Origin of the sequence: Paraburkholderia phymatum, from assembly GCF_038900715.1 — a bacterium.
GTDB classification, from domain to species: domain Bacteria; phylum Pseudomonadota; class Gammaproteobacteria; order Burkholderiales; family Burkholderiaceae; genus Paraburkholderia; species Paraburkholderia phymatum_A.
Genome location: NZ_JAYMRZ010000012.1, coordinates 141679 through 156275, shown reverse-complemented (window position 1 = coordinate 156275; position 14597 = coordinate 141679). Strand labels below are relative to the sequence as shown.

7 protein-coding genes and 2 riboswitches are annotated in these 14597 nt (G+C 64.8%); of the genes, 6 read left to right on the top strand and 1 reads right to left on the bottom strand.

Translation table 11 applies throughout. The features are described 5' to 3' along the window. Nucleotides 1-157 precede the first annotated feature (157 nt). Nucleotides 158-429, bottom strand: a riboswitch (cobalamin riboswitch). 117 nt (nucleotides 430-546) lie between these two features. Then, a riboswitch (cobalamin riboswitch) is annotated at nucleotides 547-824 on the top strand. 185 nt (nucleotides 825-1009) lie between these two features. From cobW to VSR68_RS22345, 6 genes are all read left to right on the top strand, one after another. Then, on the top strand, nucleotides 1010-2128 hold the full coding sequence (cobW, locus tag VSR68_RS22370; protein WP_342941923.1) for a cobalamin biosynthesis protein CobW: 1119 nt from the start codon (nucleotides 1010-1012) through the stop codon (nucleotides 2126-2128). Between the two features lie 10 nt (nucleotides 2129-2138). Then, complete coding sequence (cobN, locus tag VSR68_RS22365) at nucleotides 2139-5942, top strand: cobaltochelatase subunit CobN (RefSeq protein ID WP_342941922.1); 3804 nt, start codon at nucleotides 2139-2141, stop codon at nucleotides 5940-5942. Next, the gene (locus VSR68_RS22360) at nucleotides 5939-6973 is read left to right on the top strand and encodes an ATP-binding protein (protein WP_342941921.1); all 1035 of its coding nucleotides are present in this window, start codon (nucleotides 5939-5941) and stop codon (nucleotides 6971-6973) included. Before cobN ends, VSR68_RS22360 begins: the two co-directional genes overlap by 4 nt. Nucleotides 6974-7002: 29 nt before the next feature. Further along, on the top strand, nucleotides 7003-7647 hold the full coding sequence (locus VSR68_RS22355; RefSeq protein WP_342941920.1) for a vWA domain-containing protein: 645 nt from the start codon (nucleotides 7003-7005) through the stop codon (nucleotides 7645-7647). Nucleotides 7648-8027: 380 nt separating this feature from the next. Continuing rightward, a complete protein-coding gene (locus VSR68_RS22350) occupies nucleotides 8028-12326 on the top strand; it encodes an ESPR-type extended signal peptide-containing protein (protein ID WP_342941919.1) in 4299 nt (1432 codons plus the stop codon). A gap of 50 nt (nucleotides 12327-12376) precedes the next feature. Continuing rightward, the gene (locus VSR68_RS22345) at nucleotides 12377-13411 is read left to right on the top strand and encodes an OmpA family protein (protein ID WP_342941918.1); all 1035 of its coding nucleotides are present in this window, start codon (nucleotides 12377-12379) and stop codon (nucleotides 13409-13411) included. 130 nt (nucleotides 13412-13541) lie between these two features. On the opposite strand, the gene VSR68_RS22340 is transcribed toward VSR68_RS22345, so the two are convergent. Continuing rightward, nucleotides 13542-14480, bottom strand: coding sequence for a flagellar brake protein (locus VSR68_RS22340; protein ID WP_342941917.1), 939 nt, complete (start codon nucleotides 14478-14480; stop codon nucleotides 13542-13544). Nucleotides 14481-14597: the final 117 nt, after the last annotated feature.

Genomic DNA, 14597 nt, shown 5'->3' with positions numbered 1-14597 from the left:
GCGGGCCTTGAAGAAATGTGGGTCATGCGATGCTGCATCTGATGCACGGCGCCATTGCCTGAAGCCGACTCATAGGCTTGCAGGCGGCGCGTCGCGCGTGGGCGCTGGCGTCCGTTTCCCGCGGCTCCAGCGAATGGCGACCGGTTTCGTCCGTCTCGTCGCCCCCTTGCATCTGGCCGGTATCCGGGCTGGCGGCTCATCGCGTTCGCCTTCCCACTTGCATGATGCAGGCAGTGGCCTTGAACGCACTGCGCGGAAGAAATTTCTTCCGCTCGCCGCGTGACCGTTGCGGGGACAGCACAGGCTGAGCACTTCATTCGCCGCACGTCATGTGCCATACACATGTGCCGTACAAAAGAGGCGCTTCCCTGTTTCCCGTTTAACCGTGCAAGCGAGCGCAGGCACGGCACCAGACGCGCGCATACGATAGCACAGCCGATCTTGAACGTCGCTGCGGAGTTTCCTCGGGTTCCCTCGATCGGCGCGCTGCAACGCGTGCGAAGAAGGCACGCCGCCTCCATTCTTGACGCTCCACGCGTGCGAGCCTAAACTCGCACGCACTCTGGTGCTCGCGCGCGCTTTCTGCTCGCGCAGTTAAACGGGAAATAGCCGGCCCCTCGTGTCGCTCGTATCGTCACAGGGCCAAACTATGCTGCTCCCCGCAACGGTAGGTGAAGGCATCGCGAAGTCGATGCGGAGCCGTCTCGCTGCATGTGCGTCCAACAGTGGCCCATGCAGATCATCCACTGCGCGAAAACGCTCGCGCGGGAAGGAGAGGCGGCGCTTTCATCAGCCCGGATACCGGCCCGAGAAAACGACGCAATGCTGCGGGGATGCGGCACTGCGTTCACGATTCCGCACGCGCCGCGTGCCCGTTTCGCGCTGGCTTCTTCAGGCTGCGAAGCGTTTGCGGCGCCGTTTTCCGTCCCCGTGAATCACGTTGACTCGCATCGCTCGCGGCGTTGCGATTCCAGAGTCGCCCACAAACACATCGGGCAACGGAGCCATCATGCAGACACAGATGCGCAAGATTCCCGTGACGATCGTCACAGGCTTTCTCGGCAGCGGCAAGACGACGTTGATGCGTCACATTCTTCAGCACGCGGGCGGCCTGCGCATCGCGGTGATCGTCAACGAGTTCGGTGAGCTCGGCATCGACGGCGAAATCCTCAAGGGTTGCGGCATCGGTTGCGACGAGAACGGCAACGAAACGGAAGGCCAATTGTATGAGCTTGCCAATGGGTGCCTGTGCTGCACCGTGCAGGAAGAGTTCTTTCCCGTGATGGAGCAGCTCGTCGAGCGGCGCGGCCAGATCGACCACGTGCTGATCGAAACGTCGGGCCTCGCGTTGCCGAAGCCGCTCGTGCAGGCCTTCAACTGGCCGTCGATCAAGAACAGCTTCACCGTCGATGCCGTCGTCACCGTGGTCGACGGTCCCGCCGTCGCGAGCGGCCAGTTTGCCGACGACCCTGCCGCCGTCGACCGGTTGCGCAAGGCCGATCCCAATCTCGATCACGAATCGCCGCTGCACGAGCTGTTCGAAGACCAGCTATCGGCGGCCGATCTCGTGATCCTCAACAAGACCGATCTGCTCGACGAAGCGCAGCAGGCCGCCGTCGAATCGACGTTGCGCGAAGAGATACCGCCTCAGGTGAAAGTGGTGCGCGCGCACAGGGGGCAGCTCGATCTGCACGCGCTGCTCGGGCTCGAATCCGCGTCGGAAGAAACGATTCATCTGCGGCACGATCATCACGGCTCCTCCGACGATCCCAATCACGCCGATCACCATCACGATGAGTTCGATTCCGTCGTCGTGACGGCGCATGCGCCGTCGCGCGACACGATGATCGCGGCGCTCAGGCAAGTGGTCGAAGGACACACGATCTATCGCGTGAAGGGTTTCGCGGCCTTGCCGGGCGCGGCGATGCGTCTCGTGATCCAGGGCGTGGGCCGGCGTTTCGACAGCTATTTCGACCGGCGCTGGCAGGCAGGCGAAATCGATGCTTCTTCTGGCTCTGCGCTCAGCCGCTTCGTGCTGATCGGCGCGGATCTCGATCAGCGTGCGTTGCAGCGCGCGCTCGACGAAGCGTTGAACGACGTCGCGAACGCCCAGGCGCAACAGGCCTGAAGGCGGCGCGATGCATCTGCTGCGCACCGTCCCCGGCGGCTTCGTCGACGATACGAAGGGCGTCATCCGTATCGACCAGAAGCCCGCTGATATCGTGATCCTCAGTTCCGCGGACACGACGCTGTCGCTGCTCGCGAGCGTCGTGCCGAGACTTGGCGAAGGCTTTCCGAGCGTGCGGCTCGCGAACGTCACGTATCTGCGGCAGCCGGCTTCCGTCGATTTCTATATCGACGATGTGTTGCAGCACGCGCGCGTCGTCGTCGTCGATCATCTGGGCGGCGAGTCGTACTGGCCGTACGGGATCGAACAGGTCGTCGCGCTCGCGCAGCGCAACGGGCAGACGCTCGCGATGTTTTCCGGCGACTTGCAGGAAGACCCGAATCTGCTCGCGCGCAGTACGGCCGACGCGGACCTGTGTCATCGGTTGTGGCGCTATCTGCGCGAGGGCGGCGCGCGCAATGCCGAGTCGTTCATGCGCTGCATCGCGTGGCGCGCGTTCGGCTGGGGCGACGAGCCGGCGCTGCCGAGCCCGTTGCCCGCGGCCGCGCTCTATCACCCCGCGAGCGACGCGGCGACCATCGAAGACTGGCAGGCGCGCTGGACCAAGGGCGCGCCCGTCGTCGCGGTGCTGTTTTACAAGGCGCATTTGCAGGCGGCCAACACGGCCGTGTTCGATGCGCTGATCGATGCGCTCGAAGCGCGCGGCATGAATCCGTTGCCGGTCGCGATCACGTCGCTGAAGGATGCGATCAGCCGCGACGTCGTGCAACGACTCGCCGCGCAGCATGACATCGCGCTCGTGCTGAACACGACGGCGTTTGCTGCTTCTGCGATTGACGATCCCGAGCCGCTCGCGCTGGCAGGCGACGCGCCCGTGATGCAGGTGATCCTGAGCGGCGGCAACCGCGAAGACTGGATGAAGGACAATCACGGCCTCAATTCGCGCGATATCGCGATGCATGTCGCGCTGCCCGAAGTGGATGGCCGCATCATCACGCGCGCGATCAGTTTCAAGGGCCTTGTGTATCGCTGTCCGCATACCGAAGTGGACGTCGTTCGCTATCAGCCGGATCACGAGCGCGTCGCGTTCATCGCCGAGCTGAGCGAGCGCTGGTGCAAGCTGCGCCGCACGCCCAACGCTGACAAGAGGCTCGCGCTGATACTCGCGAACTATCCGATGAGCGAGGGGCGCATCGGTAATGGCGTGGGACTGGATACGCCTGCGTCAGTCGTGAACATCCTGAAGATGCTGCGCGACGAGGGCTATCGCATCGACGATGTGCCTATGAAGGGCGATGCGTTGATGGACGCGTTGACGCAAGGCGTGACCAACGATCTCGTCGTGCGCGATCTGCGGCCCGCATTGCAAAGCCTCGCGTTGAGCGACTACATCATGCACTTCGCGCGTTTGCCTCAATCGCTGCGCGATGCGCTGAACGCGAAGTGGGGCCCACCCGAACGCGATCCGACCTTGCGGCGCGGACGCTTCATGATCGCGGGCTGGCGCTGCGGACATGTGTTCATCGGCATCCAGCCGCCGCGCTCGCGCGAGCAGAACGACTACGCGAGCTATCACGATGCCGAGCTCGTGCCGCCACATGCGTATCTCGCGTTCTATTTCTGGCTGCGTCATCAGTTCGATATCGACGCCGTCGTGCATGTCGGCAAGCATGGCAATCTCGAATGGCTGCCGGGCAAGAGCGTCGCGCTGAGCGATGGGTGCTGGCCCGATGCGATTCTCGGGCCGCTGCCGCATCTGTATCCGTTCATCGTCAACGATCCTGGCGAGGGCAGCCAGGCCAAGCGCCGCGCGCAAGCGGTGATCGTCGATCATCTGATGCCGCCTCTCACGCGCGCCGAAAACTACGGGCCGCTGCAAGACCTCGAGCGCCAGGTCGACGAATATTATGACGCGCTGATGGTCGATCCGCGCCGCGCGAAGCTGTTGCGCAAGACCATTCTCGATACGATCGTCACGCATCGGCTGCATGAAGAGCTGAGCGTCGACGCGCCCAACGATACGGACGCGGAAGACGCGCTGCTCACGCGCGTCGATGCGTGGCTGTGCGAGCTGAAGGAAGCGCAGATACGCGATGGCTTGCACACGTTCGGCGAGTCGCCTCAGGGCGTGCAGCGGCGCGATACGCTGCTCGCGCTCGCACGCTTTCCCATCGGCGATGGACAGGGCGCGAGGGCGGGGCTCATCGATGCGCTCGCTCGCGATCTGGAGGTCGATCGCGTGTTCGATCCGCTGTCGGCGGACTGGTCGGCGGCATGGGAAGGGCCGCGTCCCGCGTTGCTCGAACAGATCAGCGATGCGCCGTGGCGTCACAATGGCGACACGCGGGAACGACTCGAACTGCTCGCGTCGTGCTTGCTCGACGATATGTGCGGGCTGCCTCGCGGTTCGCGCACTCAACCCGATGCCGATGCGTTGCCGCATGCGGCGCGCGTGCTGGAACGCTTGCGCATCGATATCCTGCCGCGTCTCGACGCATGCGGCGCGCACGAACTGATGCATCTGAAACGCGGCCTCGAAGGGCGCTTCGTGCCGCCCGGCCCGAGCGGCTCGCCGTCGCGCGGACGTCCGGACGTGCTGCCGACGGGCCGCAACTTCTATTCCGTCGACACGCGCGCGATCCCGACGCAAGCCGCGTGGTCGCTGGGACTGAAGTCGGCGCAGACGCTGATCGAGCGCCACTTGCAGGAGCACGGCGACTATCCGCGCGCAATCGGCCTGTCCGTCTGGGGCACGGCGACGATGCGCACGGGCGGCGACGATATCGCGCAAGCGCTCGCGTTGCTCGGCGTGCGGCCGAAGTGGGTGCCCGGCAGCCATCGCGTGACCGACTTCGAGATCATGCCGATCGCCGCGTTCGACCGTCCGCGCATCGATGTGACGTTGCGCGTGTCGGGCTTCTTTCGCGATGCGTTCGCGAACGTGATGCATCTGTTCGATGCGGCCGTGCAGGCAGTCGCCGAACTCGACGAGCCCGACGACGTGAACCCTGTTCGCGCGCGCGTGATGCGCGAGCGCGATGCGTGGATTGCGCGCGGCGTCGCGCCGGACGAAGCGCGCAGGCGCGCGGGCTTCCGCGTGTTCAGCGCGCGGCCCGGCGCGTATGGCGCGGGCCTGCAGGAGATCATCGACACACGGCAATGGCAGACGGACGCCGATCTCGCGAATGCGTACCTGTCGTGGGGCGGCTACGCGTACACGCAGAAGAGCACGGGCGAAGAGGCGCGGCACGCATTCGGCACGCGGCTCGCGGCGATGGATGTCGTGTTGCAGAATCAGGACAACCGCGAGCACGACGTGCTCGATTCGAACGACTACTACCAGTTCCAGGGCGGCATGACGGCGGCCGTGCGGCATCTTGCGGGCAACCAGCCGCACGTCTATCACGCTGATCACAGCAACCCTGATGCGCCTCGCGTTCGCACGCTGCATGAAGAGATCGCACGCGTGATCCGTTCGCGCGTGGTGAATCCGAAGTGGCTCGACGGCGTGAAGCGTCACGGCTACAAGGGCGCGGCCGAAATCGCCGCGACGGTCGATTATCTGTACGGCTACGATGCGACGGCGCGTGTGGTCGCCGATCATCAATATGCGCTCGTCGCCGATGCGTATCTGAACGACAGCGATACCCGCGAGTTCATGCGCCGGCACAATCCGCATGCGCTGCATGCCGTGTGCGAGCGGCTCGTCGAAGCGATGCAGCGTGGACTCTGGCAGCAGCCCGGCGCCTATCGCGCGCAAATCGAACAACATCTGCTGGACAGCGAACAGCACATCGAAGGATCACGATCATGAGCGAGACCCGCACGACGCCTGCCGTGTTTCCGTTTTCCGCGCTGATCGGCCAGGCGCCGTTGCGACAGGCCTTGTTGCTCGCCGCCGTCGATCCGGGCATCGGCGGCGTGCTGGTCAGCGGGCCGCGCGGCACGGCGAAATCGACGGCGGCGCGCGCGCTCGCCGAACTGCTGCCCGAAGGCCGCTTCGTGACGCTGCCGCTCGGCGCAAGCGAGGACCGGCTGATCGGCACGCTCGATATCGAAGCGGCGCTGCGCGATGCTTCCGTGCGCTTTTCGCCGGGGCTGCTGGCGAGCGCGCATCGCGGCGTGCTGTATGTCGATGAAGTGAATCTGCTGCCGGATGCGCTCGTCGATGCATTGCTCGATGCGGCGTCGAGCGGCGTGAACACGGTCGAACGCGATGGCGTTTCGCACACGCATGATGCGAGCTTCGTGCTGATCGGCACGATGAATCCGGAAGAAGGGGAACTGCGTCCGCAACTGACGGACCGCTTCGGCCTGATGGTCGAACTGGAGAATTGCTACGAGCCGCAGACGCGCCAGGACATCGTCAAAGCGCGGCTCGCGTTCGATCTCGATCCCTTCGGTTTTCGCGCGGGTCATGTCGAACGGCAGGAAGCGCTCGTCGCGCGCATACGCGATGCGCGCGCGTCTTTGACGCGGCTGTCGTTCGACGATGCCGTGCACGCGCACGTCAGCGCATTGTGCATTGCTGCAGGCGTCGATGGATTGCGTGCCGATCTCGTGATGCTGCGCGCGGCGCGCGCGCTGGCCGCGTTCGAGCAGGCCGATGACGTGACGCCCGGGCATGTCGATCGCGTTGCGGAGTCGGTGTTGCTGCATCGGCGGAGCTTGCATGACGATGAAACCGGACAGCCTCAGGAGGCCGCTTCTTCTTCTGATCGACAGCCTTCTTCAACTGATGGCGCGAATCCCTCCACGGAAAGCGACTACGGCTATCTCCCGCCCGAACGGACGGGTGTTACGCACGTCAAGCAGGTCATTCCACTTCCGACAAAAAAACACTGAGCCATCGGAAGGGCGCGGCCGCGCGCGCAATGCGCAGCGGTTTTCGATGGCGACAGGGCGCAGGCGATGCGTCGCGCGACGGCTCGGCCGGCGCGCGTATCGCGTGGCCGCGCACGCTTGCCGCGAAGCGCGATCAACGTCTGCGTGCGGATCATCTGCGCTTCGTTCGTGAAACAGCACATGGCGGCGTGCTGCATTGTTTCCTGCTCGATTGCTCCGGCTCGATGCTCGCTGGACAAAGGCTTGCGCTTGCCAAGGGGCTGCTCGTCGCGCTGTTCGATCAGGCGCGCGCCGAGCGATCGGAGGCGGCGCTCGTGTGCTTCGGCGGGCAACGTGCCGATGTGCGCTTTCGTCCCGCCGTGCCGCGCTGGTGGAACGAGCGGTGGCTGTCGCCTATCGGCGGCGGTGGCGGCACGCCTTTGACGCTCGGCACCGAGACAGCCGCGCAAGTGCTCGAATGCGCGGCACGCCGCAAGCCCGGCCAGCAGCGCTGGCTGTGGATTCTCACCGACGGCCGCAGCAGCGGCACGCCCGCGCGGCCCGATGCCGCGGATCATGTCGTCTTCGTCGACTTCGAGCGCGACGAGACGGTGCGGCTCGGTCGCTGTGCGCAACTCGCGCAAGCATGGGGCGTCGAGTACGTGCTTCCTGACGGGTTGATTGCCGCAAGGTAATCGCGCTCATCGTGCGCATGGCATTGCCGTGATCGCAAGCTTGCGCGACACATGCTTGCCCGCTGTCCGCATCGGTTCGAGATATCGCCATCCCTTTTCAAGTCTTTTTCGAAGACATACGTAGGGATGCTTCGAACTATCAGTGGCAAAAATCTAAATAAGACTGCTCCTATTCAGCAACTCTGCCCTTTCGCATAACTTGCCGACGCTGCTAACCCGTCGATTGGACGTGGATTGTCTGCGACGCGTGAAAAAAGTCGACGTGCAGACGTTGCCTTTTTCCGCATTCGAAACGCCACCACAAAGCGGAAACCGTTCCGATATCTGAGCCGATCGCTGGACTGAAGCCGATCATTTATTTAGAAAAGTTAGGATGACAAATGAATAGAGTTTACCGGACTGTGTGGAACGAAACGACGGGCACGTGGGCCGCCGCACAGGAAAATGCCGCTGGGCGCGGCAAGGGGTCGTCGAAGAAGAGTCTCGCGGCCGTCATTGGCGTCGTCGGTGCGGGCCTGGGGCTTGCGGCGAGCGGCGCACAGGCAGCCGTCACGAATGGATACGGCTCGCTCGAGCTGTGCCCGGGACTCGCGACGGGAGGCATAGGTTCTTCGTTTGGGTACGCGACGAATGTGAACAACCTGGACTGCACCATTTCGGGAAGCAACCCTCTTTCGTTCTCGCTGAACAATACGGGTGACACCAATGGGTCGTATGGATTTTCGGCATCGACGGCCCGTGTTACCGGTTATCAGACTGGCTTGCTGGAACTGAAGGGCGCGGCGGGCATCAGCATGCTGAACACCGTGAGCATGAATTCGAACAAGATCACGGATCTCGCCGCTGGTGCTGTCAACGCGTCGAGCGCCGATGCGGTCAATGGTTCGCAGCTGTACAACCTGGCGAACTCGACGGCGAATGCAATCGGTGGCGGCTCGACTGTGAACAACGATGGCTCGATCTCGAACCCGACGTACGTCGTGGGCGGCTCGACCGTGACCAACGTGGCAGGCGCGATCACGAACATCGACGCTCGCGTGAACAACATCAGCAACGGCGGGGGCATCAAGTACTTCCACGCGAATTCGACGCTGGCCGATTCGTCGGCTGCAGGCGTCAACTCCGTGGCGGTTGGGCCGGCAGCGACCGCAGCTTACGCGTCGGACGTGGCGATCGGCAACAATGCGAAGACTGCCGTAGGCGCAACCAACAGCCCGGGAGCCATCGCGATTGGCGGAAGCGCGACGGCGTATGGCGCATATTCGAACAGCATTGGCGCGAACGTCGCAATCGGTTATGGCAGCGTTGCCGGGAAGTCGGACGCCTCGACCTCACAAGGACTGGCACTGGGTACGTGGGCGACGGCTTCGAACTGGGCGACCGACGCTATCGGTACGGGTTCGACCGCTTCGGGCAACTATGCGTCGGCGATAGGGTCGCAATCATCGGCGACGGGCGACCAGTCCACGGCATTGGGTGCGTTCACGCGCGCAACGGGAACCAACTCGTCGGCGCTCGGCGAGGGAGCGAGTGCCACGACGACGAACTCGGTGGCACTCGGCTACCACTCGGTCGCGAACTCCGCGACCCTTGCCACGTCCGGCTATAACCCGGGCAGCGGTACTCTGTCAGCGGCCGCGGCTGCGGGCGAAGTGTCGATCGGCACTGCGGGCGGGGAGCGCCGCATCACGAACGTCGCAGCCGGTCTGAACGGCACGGACGCGGTGAACGTGAGCCAGCTGCAATCGGAAGACGCCAAGGTGAATGCGGAAGGCGCAGCGACGGCGGCGGCGCTCGGCGGTGGCTCGACCTTCAATACGACGACAGGCGCGATCTCGGCGCCGAGTTACGTGCTCAACGGCGGCAACACGACCGTGAGCAACGTAGGCGCCGCGATCACCAACCTCGACGGCCGCGTGACGCAGAACACGACGGACATCAGCAACATCACCACGCAGATCAATAACGGCATGATCGGTCTGGTGCAGCAGGATCAATCGACACGCACCATCACGGTCGCAAAAGGCACGGACGGCACGCTCGTGGACTTCACAGGGACAGCAGGCATACGCAGGCTGACGGGCGTGGCTAACGGCAACGTGAACGTATCGAGCGTCGATGCTGTCAATGGCTCGCAGCTGTACAACCTGGCGAACTCGGCGGCAAACGCGATCGGCGGCGGCTCGACGGTGAACAGCGATGGCTCGATTTCGAACCCGACGTACGTCGTGGGCGGCTCGACTGTGACCAACGTGGCGGGCGCGATCACGAACATCGATGCCCGCATGAACAACATCATCACCGGCGGCGGGATCAAGTACTTCCACGCCAACTCGACGCTGTCGGATTCGACGGCATCGGGTGTCGATTCGGTGGCGATCGGCGGTGCGGCTACCGCGATAGCCCGGAACTCGGTGGCGCTCGGTTCGGGCTCGACGACGACGGCCAATTTGTCGGCGGCGGGCTATAACCCGGGCAGCACCGCGTTGTCGGGTACGGCATCGGCTGCTAACGGCGAGGTGTCGGTGGGCTCGGCAGGCAAGGAACGTCGCGTGACGAACGTGGCGGCCGGGTCTGCCGCGACGGATGCCGTGAACGTGAGCCAGTTGCGATCGGAAGACGCCAAGGTGAATGCGGAAGGCGCAGCGACGGCAGCGGCGCTCGGCGGCGGCTCCACCTTCGACCCGACGACAGGCACGATCTCCGCACCGACCTACGTGCTGAACGACGGCAACACGACCGTGACCAACGTAGGCGGCGCGATCACCAACCTCGATGGTCGCGTGACGCAGAACACGACGGACATCAGCAACATCCAGACGCAGATCGACGATGGTTCGATCGGTCTGGTGCAGCAGGATCAATCGACACGCACCATCACGGTCGCGAAGGGCACCGACGGTACGGTCGTGGACTTCACGGGCACGGCGGGCGCACGCAGGCTGACAGGGCTGCTCAACGGCAACATGAATGCATCGAGCACGGATGCCGTGAACGGCGCACAGCTGTACAACGTGTCGCAGTCGACGGCAGCGGCGCTCGGCGGCGGCTCCACCTTCGACCCGACGACGGGCACGATTTCCACGCCGACCTACGTGCTGAACGACGGCAACACGACCGTGACCAACGTCGGCGGCGCGATCACCAACCTCGATGGCCGCGTGACGCAGAACACGACGGACATCAGCAACATCCAGACGCAGATCAACAACGGCTCAATCGGCTTGGTTCAGCAGGATCAATCGACACGCACCATCACGGTCGCGAAGGGCACGGACGGTACGGTCGTGGACTTCACGGGCACGGCTGGCGCACGCAGGCTGACAGGGCTGCTCAACGGCAACATGAATGCATCGAGCACGGATGCCGTGAACGGCGCACAGCTGTACAACGTATCGCAGTCGACGGCAGCGGCGCTGGGCGGCGGCTCGACCTTCGACCCGACGACGGGCACGATCTCCGCACCGACCTACGTGCTCAACGACGGCAACACGACCGTGAGCAACGTCGGCGCCGCGATCACCAACCTCGATGGCCGCGTGACCAATATCGACAACGCGGTGACGAACATCGTCAACGGTGGCGGCATCAAGTACTTCCACGCGAACTCGACGTTGGCCGACTCGTCTGCGACGGGCAGGGACGCAGTGGCCATCGGCGGCGCGGCGACAGCGGGGGCGGCGAGCGCGGTGGCAGTCGGCGGCCAGTCGACGGCGACTGGATCGAATTCCGTCGCAGTCGGCGGTCAATCGACGGCGGCTGGGTCGAATTCAACGGCGCTCGGCAACGCATCGACGGCCACCGCGACCGATTCGGTTGCGCTGGGTTCGGGTTCGATTGCAAGTCGCGACAACACGGTGTCGGTCGGGTCGGCGGGCAATGAACGCCAGATCACCAACGTGGCGGCCGGCACGGCGGGCACGGATGTCGTCAACGTCAACCAGTTGAACGCGGCCATTCAGAACGTGACGAACCTCGCGAACAACGCAGTCGATCCGATGTTCACAGCGGACGGCGACCGCGATACCGAGGCAGCGGCGGCAAGCGGCACGCACGCAACGGCAATGGGTCCGACCGCGATCGCGAGCGGCAGCCAGTCGATTGCAACGGGCTTCAATGCGAAGGCAGCCGGCGACGGCTCTGTCGCGACGGGCGCGAACGCGGCTGCAAGCGGCCCGACGGCAACGGCGATCGGCACGAACGCCACGGCGAGCGGCAGCAACGCGGTGGCGCTCGGCGCGGGCTCCGTCGCCGATCAGGACAACACCGTGTCCGTCGGCTCGGCTTCGCAGCAGCGCCGCATCACCAACGTTGCAGCAGGTACGGCGCCTGGCGACGCAGTGAACTTCGGCCAGGTCAACGACATGCTCTCGCAGATGGGCAACCAGGCGGTGCAGGCGGCGAACGCGTACACGGACCAGCAGTTCAGCAAGATGAACAACAAGATGAACTCGCTGGGCGCGGCGGCCATGGCGGCGACGTCGCTGATTCCGAATGCGCGCGCGGAAGGCAACTTCCAGATGTCGGCTGCGGCGGGCACGTATGGCGGGGCTGCCGCTATTGCGGTCGGCGCGAACTACTGGGTCAGCGACCGCGTGCTCCTGAACGCGCACGTCACGCGGGCGACGGGCAACGGCGCGAGCACGGGCGCATCGATCGGCGCGACGATCGGGTTCTGAGTGCCGGGCACGCCCGCCGCGCGAATAACGCGGCGGGCGCGGAGAAATCTATGAAAAAACCAATACTACGCAGCGCGGTGCTCACTGCGCTTGCCGCGACCTGCGCAGCGACCCTTGCTGCGCCGGCGTTCGCGACCAGCGTCAAGAGCGACGCCGAGGCATTGATGCCCGCAGCACAGCGCATCGCCGATCCGTACCGGCGCGGCGTCGCGCAAGCCTACCTCGAAATCGCCGAGCGGCAGGACAGCCATGTGCTCGTGTCGAACGTCTACAACGACGCGGCGAAACGGGCGCTCGGCAACGCACGCTATGTGATCGACGGCAGCGTGCCGTGGCAGCCGTTGTTCAGTGCGAAGAACTGGCCGACGCGCGACAACTGGGTCCAGGGGGCGATCCGCGCGATCGAAGCGACCAATGTGCGTGCGTCGGCGTCGTCCTGCAAGGGCGAATCGGCGGGCCGGCTGCTTGCGCTCACCGACGAAATCTGGAAAGAGCAGGACGAAACGCACGGCACGCGCTGGGTGCACGGCTGGGAATCGATCGAGCGCGCGAAGAAGCTGAGCGAGCAGGTCAACGATGAGCTGAACCACTGCGCGCCGCCGCCGCCCGTCGACGTTCCGGCGGCAGTCGAGAAACCCGTCGCGCTGTCCACCGACGCGCTGTTCGATTTCGACAGCGCGATGCTGACGCGCAACGGCAACGCCGCGCTCGACGATCTTGCGTCGAAGCTGAAGCAGGTGCGCTCGATCGATGCCGTCACGCTGACGGGCTACACGGACCGCTTCGGCAGCGTCGAGCACAACCGCGATCTGTCGGCGCGTCGCGCGCAATCCGTCGCCGACGGGCTGAAGCGGCGTGGCGTGAGCGCCGCGCGCTTCGACGTGCGCGGCGCGGGCTCGACGGCGCCCGTCGCGACGTGTCCGGGAGCGAAGACGCCCGCCGTGATCGCGTGCCTCGCGCCGAACCGGCGCGTCGAGGTTCGCGTCAGCGCGCTGGTCGCGCAGCCGGCCGCCGCGCCGCGCCAGGCGCCGCAGGTACAGCCGCAGCAAACGCAGCAGCAACCGCAGCGGCAACAGCAACCGTAGCAGCAACAGCAACCGCAACAGCAACCGTAGCAGCAACAGCAACCGCAGTAACGTCCCGCAATAGCGAAGCGGCCCGGTCATGCGAATGACCGGGCTGCTTTATTTGTGGCATGGGAAAACGCGGGCGTGTTTACTTCGGTCCGCTCGTCCAGAAGATCACATCGTCGATCCGGTCGAACACGTAGACCTTCAGCGCCATCTGCTCGACCTGATCGAGCTGTTCGAACTCGATGCCGTGCGTCGTCGGATCGCCGGGCCCCGACCCTTGCTGGACGTTGCGGATGATCGCCGTCGCTTCGATCGACGTATCCATGTCCTTCGAGCACAGCCGGAACGCCACGCGAATGCGCTTGCCGACTTCGCCGACTTTCCACGGCGCGGCGAACGACATGCCCATTGCGCTCACGCTCTGCACGAGGCCGAGGCTTTCGTAGCCGGTGCCTTCCGCGTCGATGCCGAAGCGCAGCGGCAGGCTCGCGCGCACGCGGATCGACTTGCGTTCGCGCAGCCGGCGGACCACGCCGGGCTTCGACAGCACGAGATACTGGAAAGGCGCGACGCACACGGAATCGACCGTGCAGACGAAGCGGAACACCGCCTGGCTCGCGATCGCGAGAATCTCGACGTTCTCGCCGACGGACAGTGTCATCGGCTTGCCGTCGACGAGCGGCGGCGTGACGAACAGCGACTCGTTCGGCGCAAAGCCGATGATGCGCGACGGATGCATCGGCGCGCCCATGCCGACCTGCGAGCGCACGCCGATCAGCGCGCCGATCGTCAGGTGCATGTCCCTGAGCGTTTCGACTTCACCCGCTTTGCCGGCGGATTCCGCCGCCGAGTCCGGCAAACCCGAATCGACGTCGCCGCGCTGCGGCCTGAAATGCTGAAAGAGAAAGCGGTGCTCGTCCGCGCCGATCACGATCGCGCCGCGCTCGAACAGCAGCGTGTCGTCGCTGTCGACAATCGGGAAATCGAGCGGCACGCCCACGGGCACGGCCTCGGGCGCAAGCGAACGAGACGTCACAGGCGGGCTCGCGCGTGCATCGACAGCGTCTTCACTGGTGTGCATGATGGCGAATGAAAGCGTTGGACGAGATAACCAGTGTAACGTCGTCTTTTAGAAAAACTTTAATTTCTTTTTTAGCGGTCGATCGGTCCGGCTTTCAATCGCATATTCAATTGCTTT

Bases quoted from the DNA above. Each gene is read 5' to 3' on its own strand.
- cobW (WP_342941923.1), top strand. From the start codon at position 1,010: ATGCAGACACAGATGCGCAAGATTCCCGTGACGATCGTCACAGGCTTT.
- cobN (WP_342941922.1), top strand. From the start codon at position 2,139: ATGCATCTGCTGCGCACCGTCCCCGGCGGCTTCGTCGACGATACGAAG.
- VSR68_RS22360 (WP_342941921.1), top strand. From the start codon at position 5,939: ATGAGCGAGACCCGCACGACGCCTGCCGTGTTTCCGTTTTCCGCGCTG.
- VSR68_RS22355 (WP_342941920.1), top strand. From the start codon at position 7,003: ATGCGCAGCGGTTTTCGATGGCGACAGGGCGCAGGCGATGCGTCGCGC.
- VSR68_RS22350 (WP_342941919.1), top strand. From the start codon at position 8,028: ATGAATAGAGTTTACCGGACTGTGTGGAACGAAACGACGGGCACGTGG.
- VSR68_RS22345 (WP_342941918.1), top strand. From the start codon at position 12,377: ATGAAAAAACCAATACTACGCAGCGCGGTGCTCACTGCGCTTGCCGCG.
- VSR68_RS22340 (WP_342941917.1), bottom strand. From the start codon at position 14,480: ATGCACACCAGTGAAGACGCTGTCGATGCACGCGCGAGCCCGCCTGTG.